Origin of the sequence: Neoroseomonas terrae, from assembly GCF_018129025.1 — a bacterium.
GTDB classification, from domain to species: Bacteria; Pseudomonadota; Alphaproteobacteria; order Acetobacterales; family Acetobacteraceae; genus Neoroseomonas; species Neoroseomonas terrae.
This window is the reverse complement of the sequence record NZ_JAAEDI010000018.1, coordinates 45,316-63,614: the sequence shown is the minus strand read 5'-3', so window position 1 is coordinate 63,614 and position 18,299 is coordinate 45,316. Positions and strand designations below refer to the sequence as shown.

Here is an 18,299-nt window from a genome sequence, read left to right as displayed (position 1 = left end):
GGAAGGGGTGGGGTTCAGTCCGCGTCGCGCCGGTGGCGCCATTGCAGGACAACCAGCGCCGCCTTGGCGAGCCGCATGGTGACCAACGAGAGCGGCAGCACGACCAGCGGCCAGATCAGGGCATGGACCCAGAGCGGCGGCCGGTAGCGCGCATCAACCCATAGCGCGAGCCCGACCGCGATGGCGCCGATGATGAAGATCCCCGCCACCGCCGGCCCATCCCCGGCATCATGGGCGGACAGGTCGAGGCCACAGGCCTCGCAGCGTGGGCGGATGTCGAGCACGCCGGCAAAGAGGTGTCCCTGCCCGCAGCGCGGGCAGCGGCCGAGCAGGGCGGCCGTCACGGGGGAGGGTGCATCAGCCAGGCCACACGATCCCCCAAACGGCATCCGGCCGGGCTTGAGGGCCCGGCCGGTGTTGGTTTCCCTTGCCTCGTCGTCCGCAGACGGCGTGGTTTCGAGGGACGGCATCAGTGCTGGGCGATCTCGCCGGCGCCGAGCCAGTAGATGCAGACAAAGAGGAACAGCCACACCACGTCGACGAAGTGCCAGTACCAGGCGGCCGCCTCGAAGCCGAAATGGCGTTCCGGCGTGAAGTGGCCCTTCGCGGCCCGGATCAGGCAGATCGCCAGGAAGGTCGTGCCGATGATGACGTGGAAACCGTGGAAGCCCGTGGCGAGGAAGAACACCGACGAATAGATGCCGCCCTCGTAGAACTTGAACGGGGCCAGCGAGTATTCCCAGGCCTGCAGCCCGGTGAAGATGGCGCCCAGGCACACGGTCAGCGCCAGCGCCTTCACCAGTGTCTTGCGGTCGTTCTGGATCAGCGCGGCATGCGCCCATGTCACCGTGCAGCCCGAGAGCAGCAGGATCATGGTGTTGAGGAAGGGCAGCCCCCAGGGGTCGAATGTCAGCGTGCCGCGGGGTGGCCAGATCGCCGGGGCGGCGGCGCCGGACACATGTTCCGGGTAGAGCGCGAAATGGAACCAGGACCAGAAGAAGGCGACGAAGAACATCACCTCGGAGGCGATGAACAGCGTCATGCCGTAGCGGAGACCGAGCTTCACGATCGGCGAATGCAAGCCGGGCGTGCCCGACTCGCGCACGATGTCGCGCCACCAGAAGAACATGGTGGCGAGCACGCCCATCAGGCCGAGGCCGAAGACCCAGTGGATGTTGCTGTGCGCCCACAGCACGATGCCAAGCACCAGCGCGCCGCCGCTGAACGACCCGAGCAGCGGCCACGGCGACGGGTCCACCAGATGGTACGGGTGCTTGTAGTGCGGCACGCCGGAGTCGGCTTGCGCGTGGCTGGTGCTGGCCATCGTAATCCCTGGACCTGAAACATGGCGCGCACGAACGGCCTGCGTCGGCCGCCCGCATCGCGGCGCATCAATCCCGAAAAGGCCCGCCGGATCAAGCCCGGAGCGTGGTGGTTCCGATATGTCCGCTGCCGTACCGAGAGGGGCTCTGCCCCTCTCGGGCTCACCCCGCCAAAGGCCGAAAGGCCTTTGGAAACCAATACCCGGCGTTCAGCAGGCGGAGGCCTCCCGGCCCGACAAAGCCGAACTTCGGTGCAGCGTGGGCGCCTGACTAGGGAACGCGACTGTCGCGGCCGCGCCAAGTGGCGGTTTCCAACGGCCTTTCGGCCTTTGGCGGGGCGGCTTGGAGGGGCAGCGCCCCTCCAATTCGTCGCCTCATGCCTCCGGCGCGCCGTCCGCCAGTGCGAACACCCGCAGCGTGCTCGCTAGCGGCGCGCCATCCGCCGCCCGCGCGGCGTCCAGCTCGGCTACCAGCGCCGCCAGGCTGACCGCCCGGCGCCGTGCCGCCGCTTCCAGCGCGGCCCAGAACGCGGGTTCCAGGGCAACCGACGTCCGATGGCCGGCCAGGGAGAAGGATCGTTTCGCCAGATGCGGCTTCACCCGCCGCCTTCCAGCGTGCCGCCGGGTGACAGCATGTCCTCGGGGCGTACCCAGCGGTCGAAGTCGGTAGGCGTTACGTGACCCAGCTTCGCGGCGGCGTCCTTCAGCGTCAGGTCCTCGACCAGCGCCAGCTTGGCGATCTGGACCGCCTTGTCGTAGCCGATGCGGGGGTTGAGCGCGGTCACCAGCATCAGCGACTTCGCCATCTGGTCCGCGATCCGGGCCCGGTTGGGTTCCAGCTTCGCGACCATGTGCGTGGCGAAGGACCGCGCGGCGTCACCGAGCAGCGTCGCACTTTCCAGCACCGCCTGGATGATCACGGGCTTGAACACGTTCAGTTCCAGGTGCCCCTGGGCGCCGGCGAAGGTGACGGTGGTCTGGTTGCCCATGACGCGGGCGGCCACCATGGTCAGGGCCTCGCTCTGCGTCGGGTTGGTCTTGCCGGGCATGATGCTGCTGGAAAGCCCGTCGGCCGGGATGACCAGCTCCGCGATGCCGGCGCGCGGGCCGGACCCCAGCAGGCGGATGTCGTTGGCGATCTTGTTCAGCGAAACGGCGACGGTGTTGAGCGCGCCATGAAGCTCCACGAACGCGTCATGCGCGGCCATGCCCTCCGACTTGTCGGGGTTGGGTGCAAAGGCCTCCCCGGTGCGTTCGGCAACGAGGGCGCAGAAGGTGGCGGCGAAGTCGGGATGGGTGTTGAGCCCCGTGCCCGCGGCGGTGCCGCCCTGGGGCAGCAGCAGCAGGCGCGCCAGCGTGTCCTTAACGCGGTCGATGCCGTTGCGCACCTGGCGCGCCCAGGTGTGGAACTCGCCGCCCAGCGTGACCGGCACGGCATCCATCAGGTGCGTTCGGCCGAGCTTCAGGACCTCGCGGTACTCCACCGCCTTGGCGTCGAGCGCGGCGTGCAGCTCCGCCAGGCCCGGCAGCAGGCGCTTCCGGACGGCGTCCACGGCGGCAAGGTGCATCACCGTCGGGAAGCTGTCGTTGGAGGATTGGCCGCGGTTGACGTGGTCGTTCGGATGCACCGGCTTCCGGCTGCCGAGCGGCTGGCCGAGCATCTCGTTGGCGCGGTTCGAGATGACCTCGTTCGCGTTCATGTTGGTCTGGGTGCCGGACCCGGTCTGCCAGACGGGCAGCGGGAAGTCGGCGTCGCGGGCGCCCGATTCGACCTCGGCGGCGGCGGCCTTGATCGGCTCGGCGACGGCATCCGGCAACTCGCCAAGTCGACGATTCGCCTCGGCCGAAGCCCATTTCTGCAGCCCAGTCGCACGGATCACGCCGGGGTCGAGCCGGGCGTCGCCGATGCGGAACAGCGCGCGGGCGCGTTCGGTCTGCGGGCCCCAGTAGCGGTCGGCAGGAATGTCGACGGTGCCGAGGCTGTCGGTCTCGGTGCGCGTCGCGGCGGCGGGCGCTAGGCTGGTGCGGGTCGCGGTCATACTGTCCTCCGACCCGCGATATAGGGCCTCAGTCCAGCGCACCGTAGGTCGAGATCTCGATCAGGTTGCCGTCAGGATCGCGGCAATAGACCGAGGTTATGGGTCCGAGCGCACCCGCCTTTCCCACCGGGCCGAGTTCCACCGCCACGCCGCAGCGCCGCAGATGGTCGATGATCTGTTCCCCATCGACCGTGACGATGAAGCACAGATCGGCGGTGCCCGGGACGCCGCCGGCGGCACCCGTCCACCATTCCTGCTGCGTCGCCTCGGCCGGGCGGAGGTTGATCTTCTGGCCACCGAACTTGAGCGCGGTGCGCTTCCGCTCGCCGAACTCCTCGACCTCCATGCCCAGGACGCGCTGGTACCAGGAGGCGGAGATGGTGACGTCCCGGCAGGTGATGACCAGGTGGTCGAGGCGATCGACGGCGAAGCGCATGTCGGGTCCTGGAACGGCGGCGGCTCGCGCCCTGTACACGAACGGTCGCCCTTGGGCGACCGTTCGTTGGCATTTTGATCGTCCCCTCAGACGGCGGGCGGGCCGCATCCGCGGCTCTTGCCTTCGCGCCGAGCACTGTCGCGCTTTGTGCTCGCGGATCGCGGCGGGTGCCGCGATCCGGGGGCGGTCCTGGCGCGGCCTCAGCGCTCCCAGCGGCCGGGGCGATAGCGCCAGCGGTCGCCATCCTGGTCCCAGCGGGGCTGGGCGTAGCGGCGGCCGCGTTGGTCGCGGACCCAGTAGCCCTCCCGCCAGACATAGCGGCGGCCATCCCAGCGATAGTGGCCGTCCACCCAGGTGCGGCCGCGGCGCGGCGGCGGCGGCCGGCGGGCATAGGGCGGCGGCGGAGGCGGGCCGAAGTTCAGCGTGACGCTCTGCGCCTCGGCCGGTGCGGGCAGGGCGAGGCCCGCTGCGGCCGCGGCGAGGGCGGGCAGGGCGACGAAAAGGCCTCGACGACTGGTCATGTACGCTACTCCTTCACAGGTGCGGGCGAAGTGGCCCGCGATCCGGAGCCTCCGCGACGCCTGCGGCGCGATGGGGGCAATGTTGCTGCGAAGGGTAACGGGGTGTTGCGGAACGGGTTTCCCGCGGTCAGCCGCGGCGGCGGGCGGTGACCTCGATCTCGATCTTCATCGCGTCGGTCTGCAGCCCGGCGTGGATCAGGGTCGAAGCCGGCCGCGCCTTGCCGAGATACTTCTTCACCACCGGCCAGCAGGGCTGCCAATCGGCGCGGTCCGGCACGATGAACATCACGCGCACGGCGTCGTCCAGCGTGGCCCTGGCTTCGGCGAGCGCTGCGGCGATGTTGCGGAAGGTCTGGTCGCATTGCCCGACGACGTCGTCCGCGATCGTCATCGTCGCGTAGTCGTAGCCGGTGGTGCCCGACACCCAGATGTCGTCGCCCACGACGACGGCGCGGGAGTAGCCGATTTCCTCCTCGAACTTCGAGCCGGAGGAGATGAGGCGACGATCGGTCATGGCCGGGATTCCTGTGGAGCGAGGTGGATGGCGGCGAGGCGCCGCTCGAGCTCCGCGCGCTGTGACGCCTGTGCTGCGATCACGACGGCGGCCTTGCGGATGACATGCCAGTTGAACGCCGCGACGGCGGCGATCAGGGCGAAGAAGGCGGCCATGCCGGTCAGCCCCTCAGCCAGCGTGAAGATGGCGAAGAAGCCGAAGATGACGCAGAGCGCGGCATTGGCGACGATGCCGAGGAGGCGGATGCGGTCCGGCACGCTCAGGCCGTTGCAGGGCCGCCGCAGCGCTCAGGGCGATGGACGCGCTCGACTGATGCGGGGAACTTCGCGAGCTTCTCCGCCGGGCGGATCGGCCGCGCGACGAGGTTGCCGCCGCAATTCGGGCACAGCCCGCCGGGCAGCTTCGTGCGCGCGCAATCCACGCACCAGGTGCATTCGAAGGAACAGATGAGCGCGTCGCGGCTCCCGGGCGGCAGGTTGCGGCCGCAGCATTCGCAGTTCGGGCGGAGTTGCAGCATGGGGCGTTCCTTCCTTGGCCCGCCCATACTGTCATTGCACGGGCGGCGCGACGAGGTGCGCGACGAGGTGCCGCACGATGGGCAGCACCACCAGCAGCGTCGGGAAGGCGACGAGCCAGGACAGGCCCCAGGCGACCGGCCACCGGGCGAGCGCCTCCCCCGTCAATCCCAGGGCGAGGAGGGTCGATACGCCCGAGATGATGCAGGTCATGATGACCGACAGCAGCAGCGGCATGACGATCCCGGCGTGGCGGGCCGGGATGCGGTGGCGGGGTATCACGGTGGCTGTCTACTCCAGGGCCGGCCGGGCGATAGCCGCGACGAGCGGCACCCCTATTCCAGCCCCTCGTAGAAATCGTTGCCCTTGTCGTCGACGACGATGAAGGCGGGGAAATCCTCGACCTCGATGCGCCAGACGGCTTCCATGCCGAGCTCGGGGTATTCGAGCTGCTCGACCTTCTTGATGCAGTCCTGCGCGAGCCGCGCCGCCGGGCCGCCGACCGAGCCGAGATAGAAGCCGCCATACTTCTTGCAGGCGTTCAGCACGGCCTTGGACCGGTTGCCCTTCGCCAGCATGACGAAGGACCCGCCGGCGGCCTGGAAGGCATCCACGTAGGAATCCATCCGTCCTGCCGTGGTCGGGCCGAAGGACCCCGTGGCGTAGCCCTGCGGCGTCTTGGCCGGGCCGGCGTAATAGACGGGGTGGTCCTTGATGTATTGCGGCAGGCCCTCGCCGCGGTCGATCCGTTCCTGCAGCTTGGCGTGGGCGATATCGCGCGCCACCACCATGGTGCCGGTCAGGGACACGCGCGTCTTCACCGGGTACTTCGACAGCGTCGCGCGGATCTGGTCCATCGGCTGGTTCAGGTCGATCTTCACGACCTCCCCGCCCAGGATGTCGTCCGTGTGTTCCGGCAAATAATGCGCGGGATCGGTCTCGAGCTGTTCGAGGAAGACGCCCTCGGCGGTGATCTTCGCCTTGATCTGGCGGTCGGCGCTGCACGACACGCCGATGCCGATGGGCAGCGACGCGCCGTGGCGCGCGAGGCGGATGACGCGCACGTCATGGCAGAAATACTTGCCGCCGAACTGCGCGCCGATGCCGAGATTCTGCGTCAGCTTGTGGATCTCGGCTTCCAGCTCCGGGTCGCGGAAGGCATGCGCCGACTTGTCGCCCTTGGTCGGCAGCGCATCGAGCCACTTGGTCGAACCGAGCTTCACCGTCTTCAGCGTCATTTCGGCCGAGGTGCCGCCGATGACGATCGACAGGTGATACGGCGGGCAGGCCGAGGTGCCGAGCGTCTTGATCTTCTCCTCGAGGAACGCCAGCAGCTTCGGCTTGTTCAGCACGGCGCGCGTCTGCTGGTACAGGAAGGTCTTGTTGGCCGACCCGCCGCCCTTGAGGATGTACATCAGGTGCAACTCATCGGCGTGGTGCTCGCCGGGCTGCGCCATGATGGAGAACTCCACCGGCATGTTGTTGCCGGTGTTCACCTCCTCGAACATCGTGATTGGCGCGTTCATCGAGTAGCGCAGGTTCGTCTCGGTGTAGGTCCGCGACACGCCATAGGCGATCGCTTCCTCCTCATCGCCCTCGACCCAGACGCGCTGGCCTTTCTTGCCGAAGACGATCGCGTTGCCGGTGTCCTGGCACATCGGCAGGATGCCGCCCGAAGCAATGTTCGCGTTCTTCAGCAGGTCGAGCGCGACGAAGCGGTCATTCGCGCTGGATTCCGGGTCCTTGAGGATCTTCGCGAGTTGCTGGAGATGCGCCGGGCGCAGCAGGTGCGACACGTCGTGGCAGGCCTGGAAGGTAAGCTCGGTCAGCGCCTCCGGCTTGATCTTCAGGACACGCTTGCCATCGACCTCGACGGTCGAGACGCCCTCGATGTCCAGCTTGCGATAGGGCGTGGTGTCCTCGCCCAGCGGGAACATGGGGGAATAGGCGAAACCGGCCGGCCGGGCGGGAGCGGCGGCATCGTCGAGCGGCGGGGTCATGCACAATCTCCGGGCGCGCGGGCATTGGGCGCGCGTAGGGCTGCTCTAGCGCAGGGGACGGGAGGGCGCCAACTGCGGTAGAGGGGGTAGGGGAAGGGCGCCTCTCCGACGCGACATCAACCGTCCTTTGCCGGCTTACGCCGGAATGCATCCAGGCTCACGACCTGCGCCGGTGCGGATGGCGGCGCCTCGGCGGGCGGGACTCCTTCCGCTGACGTTTCTTCCTCTGGCACGTCCTCCATCACCGGCGCGTCCATGCCGAGCGCAGGGAAGCGCAGGCCGAAGCGGACATGCGGGTCATGGAACATGGTCAGCGCGCCGAACGGCACCACCAGGCGGGACGGCACGCCGCCGAAGAACAGCGTCACCTCGAAACGGCCTGCGGCACGATCGACGTGCAGGCCCTCGAACTGGTGCTGCAGGACGATCGTGATCTCCTGCGGGTAGCGCGCCTTGAGATGCCCGGGCACGACGCTGCCGGGGTGGTCGGTGCGGAAGGTAAGGTAGAAATGGTGCTCGCCGGGCAGGCCTTCCGCTTCGACGCGTTCGATCGCCTGGATGGCGACCTCACGCAGGGCTTCCTCGGCCCACAGGTCGTAAGGCAGCAGGCTTTCGGGCGGGTTGGCGTCATCGCTCATGCGGCCATCTAGGCCCGGACGCAGCGGGATGCAAAGGGAAGTGGGGGGCTTCTGTTGCCCGGTGCCCCCCGAACCGCGCTTACCTATTTAGGCAGCGAGCGCCACAGCCTCGCGGCTGTTATCGTTGGCACTTATGATTTAGCCCGATAACGGCGGTACAATGCCGGGCAAAAGACGGATCTTTACCGCGCGCGTCGAGCCTGTTTCGCCCCCGTCCGCCGACCACGATACCGGTCGGGTGAGATGGTGGAGGCGCCGGGTACCGCCCCCGGGTCCGCAACGCTTATTCCATACGCCGTTTATCGCCATAGTCACCGAGGTGACGGAGCCCATGTAGCGCGGCAGAGCCCGGATTTCGAGGGGGAAAGGCCAAGCGACGCGCCGCTGATTTCGCGTTGACTGAAATTGCGAATCATTCGCAATTATGGCGCGGCCGCCGGCGGGTTCGCCTGCGGCGCGGAACGCCTACGGATCGTCACGGGAAACGCCATGTCTGATGCAGCGGTAGAGGAATTCGACGTCGTCGTGGTGGGCGGGGGCAATGCCGCCTTCTGCGCCGCGCTCTCGGCGCAGGAAAACGGCGCGCGCGTCGTGATGCTGGAACGCGCACCGGAGGACGAGGCCGGCGGCAACACCCGCTTCACGGCGGGCGCCATCCGGTTCGCCTATCGCGGTGTCGAGGATCTGCGCGAGATCATGCCGGACCTGACCGATGCCGAGGTCGCGCAGACCGATTTCGGCACCTACACCGAGGACCAGTTCTTCGACGACATGTTCCGCGTCACGCGGAACCGGACGTCACCCGAGCTGTGCGAGATCCTGGTCCGCGGCAGCTTCCCCGCCATGCGCTGGCTGCAGTCGAAGGGCGTGAAGTTCGCGCCGATCTGGGGCCGTCAGGCCTTCAAGGTGGATGGCAAATTCAAGTTCTGGGGCGGGCTGACCGTGGAATCCTATGGCGGCGGGCCGGGCCTGGTACAGGCCGAGACCGAAGCCGCGAAGAAGCGCGGCATCGAGATCCGCTACGGCGCTCGCGCCCGTCGCATCCTGACCGACGGCTTCGGCGTGAAGGGCGTCGAGGTGAAGACCGCCGACCGCATCTACGCGATCAGGGCGAAGTCGGTGGTGCTCGCCGCCGGCGGCTTCCAGGGTGATGCCGAATGGCGCACCCGCTATCTCGGCGCGGGGTGGGAACTGGCGAAGGTGCGCGGCACCCGTTTCAACACCGGCGACGGCATCAAGATGGCGCTCGAGATCGGCGCCTCGCCCTTCGGCAACTATTCCGGCTGCCATGCGGTGCAGTGGGATTTCAACGCGCCGGAATATGGCGACCTCGCGGTGGGCGATGCCTTCCAGAAGCACTCCTACCCCTGGTCCGTGCTGATCAACGCCAATGGACGGCGCTTCCTCGATGAGGGGGCGGATTTCCGCAACTATACCTATGCGAAGTACGGCCGCGTCGTGCTGGAGCAGCCGGGCAACTTCGCCTGGCAGGTCTTCGACAGGAAGGTGCTGCACGTCTTGCGCGACGAATACCGCATCAAGCAGGTGACGAAGGTGAAGGCTGACACGCTGGAGGAACTGGCGGGCAAGCTGGAAGGCGTCGACGGCAAGGCCTTCCTGGAAGAAATCCGCGCCTACAACGCGGCGGTGCGACAGGAAATCCCCTTCAACCCGAACGTCAAGGACGGGCGCTGCACGGAGGGTCTCGCGATCAACAAATCGAACTGGGCGAACACGATCGAGGAGGGGCCCTTCGAGGCCTACCAGGTCGGTTGCGGCATCACCTTCACCTTCGGCGGGCTGCGCATCGATGCCGAGGCGCGCGTGCTGGATGCCGACCAGGCCCCGATCCCGGGCCTGTATGCCGCCGGCGAACTGGTCGGCGGCATCTTCTACTTCAACTATCCGGGCGGGTCGGGGCTGATCAACGGCGCCGTGTTCGGCCGCTTGGCCGGCGCCACGGCCGTCGCGGACCTGCGCCGCTGAGGGGCGTCGCGCGCGGCCGTGCGCGACCAGGTCAGCCCTTGGCTAGTTCGCGCTCCACAAGACGCGCATAGAGCGCCGCACCATAGGGGATCGCCTCGTCATTGAACTGGTAGCGCGGGTTGTGCGGCATCGCGCCGGGGCCGTTGCCGACATGGATATAGGCGCCGGGGACCTTCTCCATCATGAAGGAGAAATCCTCGGAGCCCATGCCGGGCGGGTTGTTGCGGGCGACCTTCTCACTGCCGACCAAATCCGCCGCGGCGTCGGCGTAGGCCTCGGTCTGCGTCGCGTCGTTGATGGTGGGCGCGAAGATCAGCCGCCAGGACAGCGTTGCCGTGGCGCCGAAGCCGGCGGCAACGCCTTCCGCCACGCGACGCATCGCCTCCTCGATCTGCTCGCCGACCTCCCGCGTGAAGAAGCGGGCGGTGCCGGAGATGGTCGCGGTCTCGGGGATGACATTGTAGGCCTCCCCGCCCACGACCTTCGTCACGCTGACCACGGCCGGGTCGCGGGGGGAAAGCGTGCGGCTGACGATGGATTGCAGGGCGGTCGTGACGTGGCACGCGGTCAGCACCGGGTCGATGCTGGCCTCGGGCCGCGCGCCATGGGCGCCCTTGCCGGCGATGGCGATGTCGAAGAATGCGCCGCCGGCGGCCGTCGGCCCACTGCGGATGCCGTACTCGCCGAGCTTCATGCCGGGGCGGTTGTGCATGCCGAAGATGGCATCGCAGGGGAAGCGTTCGAACAGCCGGTCCTCGAGCATGGCCAGCGCCCCGCCGCAGCCTTCCTCGCCGGGCTGGAAGATGAAGTGGACGATGCCGTCGAAGTTGCGCGATTCCGCGAGGTACTTCGCCGCGCCGAGCAGCATCGTGGTGTGACCGTCATGGCCGCAGGCGTGCATCACGCCCTTGGCGGTTGAGCGGTAGGAGACGTCGTTCAGTTCCTCGATCGGCAGGGCGTCCATGTCCGCGCGGAGGCCGACGGCGCGGTTGCCGGTGCCGCTGCGGAGCACGCCGACCACCCCCGTCACGCCGATGCCGCGATGGACCTCGACACCCCAGGATTCCAGCAGCTCGGCCACGCGGGCGGCGGTGCGGTGCTCCTGCATGCCGAGCTCGGGATGCGCGTGGAGGTCCTGCCGGATGGCAGTCAGTTCGGCATGGTCGCGGCGGATGGCGTCGAGGGCGGACATGGCGGCTCCCTATGGCTGTTTGATGCCATGCTGCACCCGCCTGGCGCGGTCGGATAGACCGCGCCAGGCACGGGGTTGATCGGAGAGGGTCGGTCGGTCTGCGAACCGGGCCCCCCTTCGATGGCAAGGCTGTTCCGCCCCGGGGTAGTCACCTATGAAGCGGGGTTCGTTGCCCAGGGGATTGCCATGGCGCTCACCGCCGACCAGCAGCAGGAGATCGACGCCGCCCGCGCCGCGGAGGGCCGCACGCGGCGTCCGACCGTGTCAGCGCTGGAATCGATGCTTTTCCAGGCGATCCCCGTACTCGATCACGGTTTCGTTCGCGTCATCGACTACATGGGCGATGATGCGGCGATCGTGCAGGCCGCCCGCGTGTCCTATGGCCGCGGCACCCGTGCAGCGAATGAGGATCGCGGGCTGATCCGCTACCTGATGCGGCATCGGCACTCGACCCCCTTCGAGATGTGCGAGATCAAGTACCACGTGAAGTTGCCGATCTTCATCGCGCGGCAGTGGATTCGCCACCGCACGGCGAACGTGAACGAGTACTCCGCGCGCTATTCGATTCTCGACCGGGAATTCTACATTCCGGCGCCGGACCAGCTCGCCGCGCAATCCGCGGTGAACCGCCAGGGGCGGGGCGATGTGCTGGAGGGCGACGAGGCTGCCCGCGTCCTCGATCTCCTGCGCGAGGATGCGACGCGCAACTACGACCACTACCTCGATATGCTGAACGAGGCGGAGGACGGTTCGCCGCGCGATCCCGGCCGCCAGGGGCTGGCGCGCGAACTGGCCCGGATGAACCTGACGCTCAACGCCTATACGCAGTGGTACTGGAAGACGGACCTTCACAACCTGCTGAATTTTTTGTCGCTGCGCGCCGACGCCCATGCGCAGTACGAGATCCGCGCCTATGCCGGGGCCATGCTCGACACCGTGAAAGCCTGGGTGCCGATGGCCTTCGATGCCTTCCGCGACTACCGGCTGGGGGCAGTGACGTTGTCCGCGCAGATGCTGGCCATCGTGAAGTGCCTGCTGGCGGGGGAGGCAGTGACGCAGGACGCTTCGGGCCTGTCGAAGCGGGAGTGGCGCGAACTGATGGAGATGATCGGCCGCGATGCCGGCTGAACGTCCAGCATGAGCGGCAGCGCGAAGGGCCGCTCGGCGCCGAAGCGCGCCACGCCGCGGGCGCGGACCAAGAAGGCGGCCAGCCGCTGGTCCGCGATCGGGCCAGCGGCGCAGCGCTGGATCTTCATCGGGAGCTTCAGCCTTGCCCTGCTGGTGGGGCTACCGCTGGTGCACGCGCTGATGGGCGAGGTGGCGGCGATCCTGATCGGCACCTTCGTCTTCGGCTTCGTGGTAGGGCGGATGACGCAGCGGCGGTAGGGGTCTGATTGGAGAGAGGCGCTGCCTCTCTCCAGTCCGTCTTCACCGGCGCCGCACGCCGCTCACATCGCGCACCGCGCCGCGCGAGGCGCTGGTCGTCAGCGCAGCATAAGCCTTCAACGCCGCCGTCACGTTGCGCTTGCGCGGCGCGGCCGGCTGCCAGGCGTCAGCACCCTTCGCTTCCATCGCGGCGCGGCGCTGCGCCAGCACTTCATCTGACACGGCGAGGTGCAGGCGGCGGTTCGGGATGTCGATCTCGATGGTGTCGCCATCCTCGACCAGGCCGATCAGCCCGCCCTCGGCGGCTTCGGGGGAGCAATGGCCGATCGACAGGCCCGAGGAGCCACCCGAGAAGCGCCCATCCGTCACCAGCGCGCAGGCCTTCCCGAGGCCGACCGACTTCAGGTAGCTGGTCGGATACAGCATCTCCTGCATGCCGGGGCCGCCGCGCGGGCCCTCGTAGCGGACCAGGACCACGTCGCCGGCCTGCACCTTCTTGCCAAGGATGGCCTCGACCGACGCATCCTGACTCTCGAACACCCGCGCCGGGCCGGTGAACTTCAGGATCGAGGCATCGACGCCCGCCGTCTTCACGATGCAGCCTTCCTCGGCGATGTTGCCGAACAACACGGCGAGACCGCCATCCTTCGAGAAGGCGTGCTCGACATCGCGGATCACGCCCGTCGAGCGGTCATCGTCCACATCGTCCCAGCGCGCCGACTGGCTGAAGGCGACGGTGGTCGGGATGCCGCCGGGGGCGGCCTTGAAGAAGGTCTGCACCGCCTCGGTCGGGCTGCGCTTCACGTCCCATTCGGCCAGAGCCTCGGCCAGCGTCGGCGCATCGACGCGGGAGACGGAGGTGTCGATCAGCCCGCCGCGATCGAGCTCGCCCAGGATGCCCATGATGCCGCCGGCGTGGTGGACGTCCTCGACATGCACATTGATGACCGAAGGCGCGACCTTGCACAGCACGGGCACGCGGCGCGAAAGGCGGTCGATGTCGGCCATGGAGAACGGCACCTCGCCTTCCTGCGCCGCCGCCAGCAGGTGCAGGACGGTATTGGTGGACCCGCCCATGGCGATATCGAGTGTCATCGCATTCTCGAAAGCCGTGAACGTCGCAATGGACCGCGGGAGGACGGAGAAATCGTCCGTCTCGTAGTGCCGGCGGGTGATCTCGACGATGCGGCGGCCGGCTTCGAGGAACAGCTCCTTCCGGTCCGCATGCGTCGCGACGACGGTGCCGTTGCCGGGCAGCGCGAGGCCGAGCGCCTCCGTCAGGCAGTTCATCGAATTGGCGGTGAACATGCCCGAGCACGACCCGCAGGTCGGGCAGGCCGAACGTTCGATGACGGCCACTTCCTCATCCGTCACGGTGCTGTCGGCGGCGACGATCATGGCGTCGATCAGGTCGACGCTCCGCTTCACGCCGCGATGGACGACCTTGCCGGCTTCCATCGGGCCGCCCGAGACGAAGATCGTCGGGATGTTCAGCCGCATCGCGGCCATCAGCATGCCCGGCGTGATCTTGTCGCAGTTGGAGATGCAGACGATCGCATCCGCGCAATGCGCGTTGACCATGTATTCCACGGCGTCCGCGATCAGCTCACGCGAGGGCAGGGAATACAGCATCCCGTCATGCCCCATGGCGATGCCGTCATCGACCGCGATGGTGTTGAATTCCTTGGCGACGCCGCCGGCCTTCTCGATCTCCCGCGCGACCAGTTGGCCGAGGTCCTTCAGGTGGACATGGCCGGGCACGAACTGGGTGAAGGAATTGGCGATGGCGATGATCGGCTTGCCGAAATCCCCGTCCTTCATCCCCGTGGCGCGCCAGAGGCCGCGCGCGCCGGCCATGTTGCGGCCATGGGTGGTGGTGCGGGAACGGTACTGCGGCATGGGCCGGGTTTCCTCGGGGGTTTGGCGGCTGCTGAGGGCGGGGGTGTAGCGCGGTTGGGCCGCCGCGCCAAAACCGCGTGACTAGTCGATGACGATGGCCGGCCCGGCCCCGGCCTTGGCCTGGACCTTCTCCCACAGGCGGGCGGCGATGCGGCGATAGGTGGCGGCTTCCTCGCTGTCCGGCTTTGCCGTGACGATCGGCGTGCCGGCATCGGCCAGTTCCCGGATGGCGAGCTTCAGCGGCAATTCGCCCAGGAACTCGACGCCGAGCCGGTCGGCCTCGCGCTTCGCCCCGCCATGGCCGAACAGCTCAGCCCGGTGGTTGCAGTTCGGGCAGCAGTAGTAGGACATGTTCTCGATCAGCCCGAGAACGGGAACGTTGACCTTCTCGAACATCCGCACACCGCGGCGGGCATCGAGAAGTGCGACGTCCTGCGGCGTGGACACGATCACCGCGCCTGCCAGCGGCACGCGCTGGGACATGGTGAGCTGCGCGTCGCCGGTGCCCGGCGGCATGTCGACCACCATGATGTCGAGCGCACCCCACGCCACCTGGCCCATCATCTGTTCCAGCGCGCCCATCACCATCGGGCCGCGCCAGATCATCGGCGTCTCCTCATCCACCAGGAAGCCGATCGACATCGCCTTCAGCCCCCAGCGGGACAGCGGCTGGATGGTCTGGCCGCTGCTGCGCGGCTTCTCCCGCGTGCCGAGCATCTGCGGCAGGGACGGGCCATAGATGTCGGCATCCAGCAGCCCGACGCGCAGCCCCTGCGCGGCCAGCGCGACGGCGAGGTTGACGGCCGTGGTCGACTTGCCGACGCCGCCCTTGCCGGAGGCGACGGCGACGATGGCCCCGACCTCCGGCAACAGCATCGCACCCTGGCCGGTCGGCGCCCGGGCCGCCTGGCGCGGCGTGGCGGGTTGCGGCGCGGCCGGCCGGTGCGCCGTCAGTACGACGGTTACGTTCAGCACGCCCGGCACCGCGGCGGCAACCTTCTGCGCCTCGGCGCGCAGGGGTTCCATCTGCGCGGCCCGTTCGCGCGGTACTTCCAGGGAGAATTGCACCAGCCCGTCCCGCGCGGCGAGGCCCTGCACCATGCCTGCCGAGACCACGTCACGACCGGTCAGCGGATCCTTCACGGCCCGCAGCGCCACTACCACCGCCGCCGCCAGAGTCTCAGACATCGCTTGAAAAGCCCCCGTTACTGGACAATATCGCCTCCGCCGGGCGAGGTTGACGCTTCTAACGGGTCGCCCCCCGGCGACCCGGCCGGCATGCATATTGGTCGGTCACGGCGTCCCATGCATCCCCACATGGCAGGCGCCGGGTTCGACGTCACCATCTGGATGAGTTCGGAGGCGCAACGTCGAATGCCCTGGAACAACAGCGGCGGTCAGAGTCCCTGGGGGAACCCGAAGCCCGGTGGCCCGTGGGGCTCGCCGCCCCCGCCCGGTGGCGGCGGTTCCGGCGGCCCGGGCGGCGGGCGCGGGCCTGACCTCGATGACATGATCCGCCAGGCGCAGGATGCGGTGCGCCGCTATCTGCCGCGCGGTGGCGGGAAGGGGGCGGCGCTGCTTGGCCTCGTTCTCGTGGCGGTGTGGGGCGCCTCGGGCTTCTATCGCGTGCAGCCGGACGAGCAGGGCGTGGTCATGCGCTTCGGCGCCTTCGAGCGCACCGCGCCGCCGGGCCTCAACTACCACATCCCCTGGCCGGTCGAGACGGTGACGACGCCTCGCGTGACGCGCATCAACCGTGTCGATATCGGCTTCATCGGCACGCCCGAACAGGGCATCGTCAGTGGCCGCCCGGGATCCCGAGACGTGCTGGCCGAAAGCATGATGCTGACCGGCGACGAGAACATCATCGACATCGACGTCGCCGTCTTCTGGCGCATCCGCGATGCGGGCGAATTCCTGTTCAATACGCGCAACCCGGAAAGCACGGTGAAGTTCGCCGCCGAATCCGTGATGCGCGAGGTGATCGGCCGCACTCCGATCCAGCCCGCGCTGACCGAGGCGCGCGCGCAGATCGAGCAGGAAGTCCGTCGCGGCACCCAGGCGATCATGGACCAGTACGGCGCCGGCATTGAGATCACCCAGGTGCAGCTGCAGAAGGTCGATCCGCCGGCGCAGGTGGTCGATGCCTTCCGCGACGTGCAGCGCGCCAACGCGGACCGCGAGCGCGCCCGCAACGAGGCGGAATCCTTCCGGAACGACATCATCCCCCGCGCCCGCGGCGAGGCCGAGCGCATCGTCCAGGAGGCGCAGGGCGCGCGCGAAAGCCAGATCGCCCGCGCCCGCGGTGAGGCGGCGCGCTTCATCTCGGTGCTGACGGCCTACCGCACTGCGCCGGATGTCGCGGCGCGGCGTCTGTATCTCGAAACGATGGAGGAGATCCTGCGGCGCAACCCGATGGTGCTCGTCGATGACCGGCTGCAGGGCATCGTGCCCTTCCTGCCGCTGGGCGAGGGCGGGCCGCTGCAACAGCAGCGCCCGCAGGGTAACCTGCCGGCGACGCGGCCGGCGCCGCTGCCGCAGGCACCGGCCGCCACCGTCCAGCCCCGCCTGCCGCAGGGAGCGCCGCGATGAACCGCTCCGTCATCGCGCTCGGCGCGGTCGTCGTCATCGGAATCACGGCGATCTCCTCGCTGTTCACCGTGCAGCAGACGCAGCAGGTGCTGATCACCCAGCTCGGCGACCCGATCCGCGTCATCGAGACGCCGGGTCTGCATGTGAAGCTGCCCTTCATCCAGTCGGTCATCACCTTCGACCGCCGGCTGCTCGATTTCGACGCGCCGGGCGAGGAAGTCATCCTGGGCGACCAGCGCCGGCTGATCATCGACAGCTTCACGCGCTACCGCATCACCGACCCGCTGCGATTCTACCAGACGGTCGGTGCGACCGAGCAGGGCATCCGCGCCCGGCTGAACTCGATCGTCTCCTCGTCCCTGCGCCGCGTGCTGGGCAACGAGCCGCTGCTGTCGGTGCTTTCCACCGACCGCGCGCGCATCATGGGCGAGATCCGCAACCAGGTGAACGCGGAGTCGCAGCAATTCGGCATCGAGGTGGTGGATGTCCGCATCCGCCGCGCCGACCTGCCGGAGGAGAACACCAACGCCATCCTCCAGCGCATGCAGTCCGAGCGCGAGCGTGTCGCCCGGGAGGCGCGCGCCGAGGGTGCCGAGGTGGCGCAGCGCGTCCGTGCGGGCGCGGAGCGCGAGCGTACCGTGCTGCTGGCGGAAGCCCAGGCGCAGGCCGACGTGCTGCGCGGCCAGGGCGAGGAGGAAGCGATCCGCCTCGTTGCGGAAGCGTTCAGCCGTGACGTGGACTTCTTCCAGTTCTGGCGCTCCATGCAGGCCTATCGGGAGGCGTTCTCGGAGGGCAACAGCCGCATGGTGATGACGCCCGATTCCGAGTTCTTCCGCTACTTCCGCGGTCTCGGCGGCGAGCGTCAGTCGGCTGCGCCGGTCACGCCGACCGCGCCGAGTGAGACGGCGGCGAGCCCGTCGCCGGCACCGGCCGCGTCGCCGGCGCCACCCCCGGCCCAGGGTGCACCGGCGCAGCAGTGACGCTGGTCGGACTCCTCCAGGGCGTGGCCGTCGTGCTGGCCCTGGAGGGCATCGCCTATGCCCTTGCGCCCGGCGCGATGCGTCGGGCCCTGAGGGCATTGGCGGAAGCGCCGGAGCAGCGGCTGCGGCTCGGCGGGCTGGTGGCGGCGGTTGCCGGCGTCGGCCTCGCCTGGGCCCTGCAGCCCTGAAGAAGGCTTGAACGGCCATTCATGGCATCCCCCCGGCATTTCGGTGCATGATGACCGCTTCCGGATCGGGGCCGGATCGCCACATCCCTTCC

Annotated in this window: 21 protein-coding genes and 1 other RNA gene; 6 read left to right on the top strand and 16 right to left on the bottom strand. The window is 68.6% G+C overall.

Annotated elements, in window-relative coordinates:
• Positions 1-14: 14 nt before the first annotated feature.
• The 13 genes from GXW78_RS17275 to ssrA form a co-directional block, all read right to left on the bottom strand.
• On the bottom strand, positions 15-344 hold the full coding sequence (locus tag GXW78_RS17275; RefSeq protein ID WP_338147770.1) for a DUF983 domain-containing protein: 330 nt from the start codon (positions 342-344) through the stop codon (positions 15-17).
• A 125-nt stretch (positions 345-469) separates the two neighbouring features.
• Entirely contained in the window at positions 470-1,324 is an 855-nt protein-coding gene (locus GXW78_RS17270; RefSeq protein ID WP_211870086.1) for a cytochrome c oxidase subunit 3, read from the bottom strand.
• A gap of 372 nt (positions 1,325-1,696) precedes the next feature.
• Positions 1,697-1,921: a ribbon-helix-helix domain-containing protein gene (locus GXW78_RS17265; protein ID WP_211870085.1), complete on the bottom strand. Its 225-nt coding sequence runs from the start codon at positions 1,919-1,921 to the stop codon at positions 1,697-1,699.
• Positions 1,918-3,360 (bottom strand): class II fumarate hydratase, encoded by a 1,443-nt coding sequence (locus GXW78_RS17260; protein WP_211870084.1) that lies wholly within the window; start codon positions 3,358-3,360, stop codon positions 1,918-1,920. Before GXW78_RS17260 ends, GXW78_RS17265 begins: the two co-directional genes overlap by 4 nt.
• A 28-nt stretch (positions 3,361-3,388) precedes the next feature.
• Entirely contained in the window at positions 3,389-3,796 is a 408-nt protein-coding gene (locus GXW78_RS17255; RefSeq protein WP_211870083.1) for a VOC family protein, read from the bottom strand.
• A 200-nt stretch (positions 3,797-3,996) separates the two neighbouring features.
• Complete coding sequence (locus GXW78_RS17250) at positions 3,997-4,317, bottom strand: YXWGXW repeat-containing protein (protein ID WP_211870082.1); 321 nt, start codon at positions 4,315-4,317, stop codon at positions 3,997-3,999.
• Positions 4,318-4,444: 127 nt separating this feature from the next.
• Positions 4,445-4,831 carry a RidA family protein gene (locus GXW78_RS17245; protein ID WP_211870081.1) on the bottom strand — a complete coding sequence of 129 codons (387 nt, stop codon included), beginning with the start codon at positions 4,829-4,831 and terminating at the stop codon, positions 4,445-4,447.
• Positions 4,828-5,088, bottom strand: coding sequence for a hypothetical protein (locus GXW78_RS17240; protein WP_211870080.1), 261 nt, complete (start codon positions 5,086-5,088; stop codon positions 4,828-4,830). Before GXW78_RS17240 ends, GXW78_RS17245 begins: the two co-directional genes overlap by 4 nt.
• A gap of 2 nt (positions 5,089-5,090) precedes the next feature.
• Positions 5,091-5,348 carry a DUF1272 domain-containing protein gene (locus GXW78_RS17235; protein WP_211870079.1) on the bottom strand — a complete coding sequence of 86 codons (258 nt, stop codon included), beginning with the start codon at positions 5,346-5,348 and terminating at the stop codon, positions 5,091-5,093.
• A 31-nt stretch (positions 5,349-5,379) separates the two neighbouring features.
• Positions 5,380-5,628 (bottom strand): DUF2798 domain-containing protein, encoded by a 249-nt coding sequence (locus tag GXW78_RS17230; protein WP_338147769.1) that lies wholly within the window; start codon positions 5,626-5,628, stop codon positions 5,380-5,382.
• 53 nt (positions 5,629-5,681) lie between these two features.
• Positions 5,682-7,346 (bottom strand): fumarate hydratase, encoded by a 1,665-nt coding sequence (locus tag GXW78_RS17225; protein WP_211870078.1) that lies wholly within the window; start codon positions 7,344-7,346, stop codon positions 5,682-5,684.
• A gap of 116 nt (positions 7,347-7,462) precedes the next feature.
• Complete coding sequence (locus GXW78_RS17220; protein ID WP_211870077.1) at positions 7,463-7,984, bottom strand: SspB family protein; 522 nt, start codon at positions 7,982-7,984, stop codon at positions 7,463-7,465.
• Between the two features lie 39 nt (positions 7,985-8,023).
• Positions 8,024-8,347: a transfer-messenger RNA gene (gene ssrA / locus GXW78_RS17215) on the bottom strand.
• Between the two features lie 126 nt (positions 8,348-8,473).
• On the opposite strand from ssrA, the gene tcuA reads away from it, so the two are divergent.
• Positions 8,474-9,970 carry an FAD-dependent tricarballylate dehydrogenase TcuA gene (gene tcuA / locus GXW78_RS17210; RefSeq protein WP_211870076.1) on the top strand — a complete coding sequence of 499 codons (1,497 nt, stop codon included), beginning with the start codon at positions 8,474-8,476 and terminating at the stop codon, positions 9,968-9,970.
• A 31-nt stretch (positions 9,971-10,001) separates the two neighbouring features.
• On the opposite strand, the gene GXW78_RS17205 is transcribed toward tcuA, so the two are convergent.
• A complete protein-coding gene (locus GXW78_RS17205; protein ID WP_211870075.1) occupies positions 10,002-11,162 on the bottom strand; it encodes a M20 aminoacylase family protein in 1,161 nt (386 codons plus the stop codon).
• Between the two features lie 186 nt (positions 11,163-11,348).
• On the opposite strand from GXW78_RS17205, the gene thyX reads away from it, so the two are divergent.
• Both thyX and GXW78_RS17195 read left to right on the top strand, forming a co-directional pair.
• Positions 11,349-12,290, top strand: a complete 942-nt coding sequence (gene thyX, locus GXW78_RS17200; RefSeq protein WP_211870074.1) for an FAD-dependent thymidylate synthase — start codon at positions 11,349-11,351, stop codon at positions 12,288-12,290.
• A gap of 9 nt (positions 12,291-12,299) precedes the next feature.
• Positions 12,300-12,548, top strand: a complete 249-nt coding sequence (locus tag GXW78_RS17195) for a hypothetical protein (protein WP_211870073.1) — start codon at positions 12,300-12,302, stop codon at positions 12,546-12,548.
• A 42-nt stretch (positions 12,549-12,590) separates the two neighbouring features.
• Here GXW78_RS17195 and ilvD read toward each other — a convergent pair whose 3' ends face one another.
• Together ilvD and GXW78_RS17185 are read right to left on the bottom strand one after the other, a co-directional pair.
• Positions 12,591-14,447, bottom strand: a complete 1,857-nt coding sequence (gene ilvD / locus GXW78_RS17190) for a dihydroxy-acid dehydratase (protein ID WP_211870072.1) — start codon at positions 14,445-14,447, stop codon at positions 12,591-12,593.
• 81 nt (positions 14,448-14,528) lie between these two features.
• A complete protein-coding gene (locus GXW78_RS17185) occupies positions 14,529-15,635 on the bottom strand; it encodes an Mrp/NBP35 family ATP-binding protein (protein WP_211870071.1) in 1,107 nt (368 codons plus the stop codon).
• Between the two features lie 129 nt (positions 15,636-15,764).
• On the opposite strand from GXW78_RS17185, the gene hflK reads away from it, so the two are divergent.
• From hflK to GXW78_RS17170, 3 genes are read left to right on the top strand one after another with little or no spacing between them, the layout of a single operon-like run.
• Positions 15,765-17,039 carry an FtsH protease activity modulator HflK gene (gene hflK / locus GXW78_RS17180; protein WP_338147768.1) on the top strand — a complete coding sequence of 425 codons (1,275 nt, stop codon included), beginning with the start codon at positions 15,765-15,767 and terminating at the stop codon, positions 17,037-17,039.
• Positions 17,036-18,019 carry a protease modulator HflC gene (hflC, locus tag GXW78_RS17175; RefSeq protein ID WP_211870070.1) on the top strand — a complete coding sequence of 328 codons (984 nt, stop codon included), beginning with the start codon at positions 17,036-17,038 and terminating at the stop codon, positions 18,017-18,019. Before hflK ends, hflC begins: the two co-directional genes overlap by 4 nt.
• Complete coding sequence (locus GXW78_RS17170; protein ID WP_211870069.1) at positions 18,016-18,207, top strand: DUF2065 family protein; 192 nt, start codon at positions 18,016-18,018, stop codon at positions 18,205-18,207. Before hflC ends, GXW78_RS17170 begins: the two co-directional genes overlap by 4 nt.
• Positions 18,208-18,299: the final 92 nt, after the last annotated feature.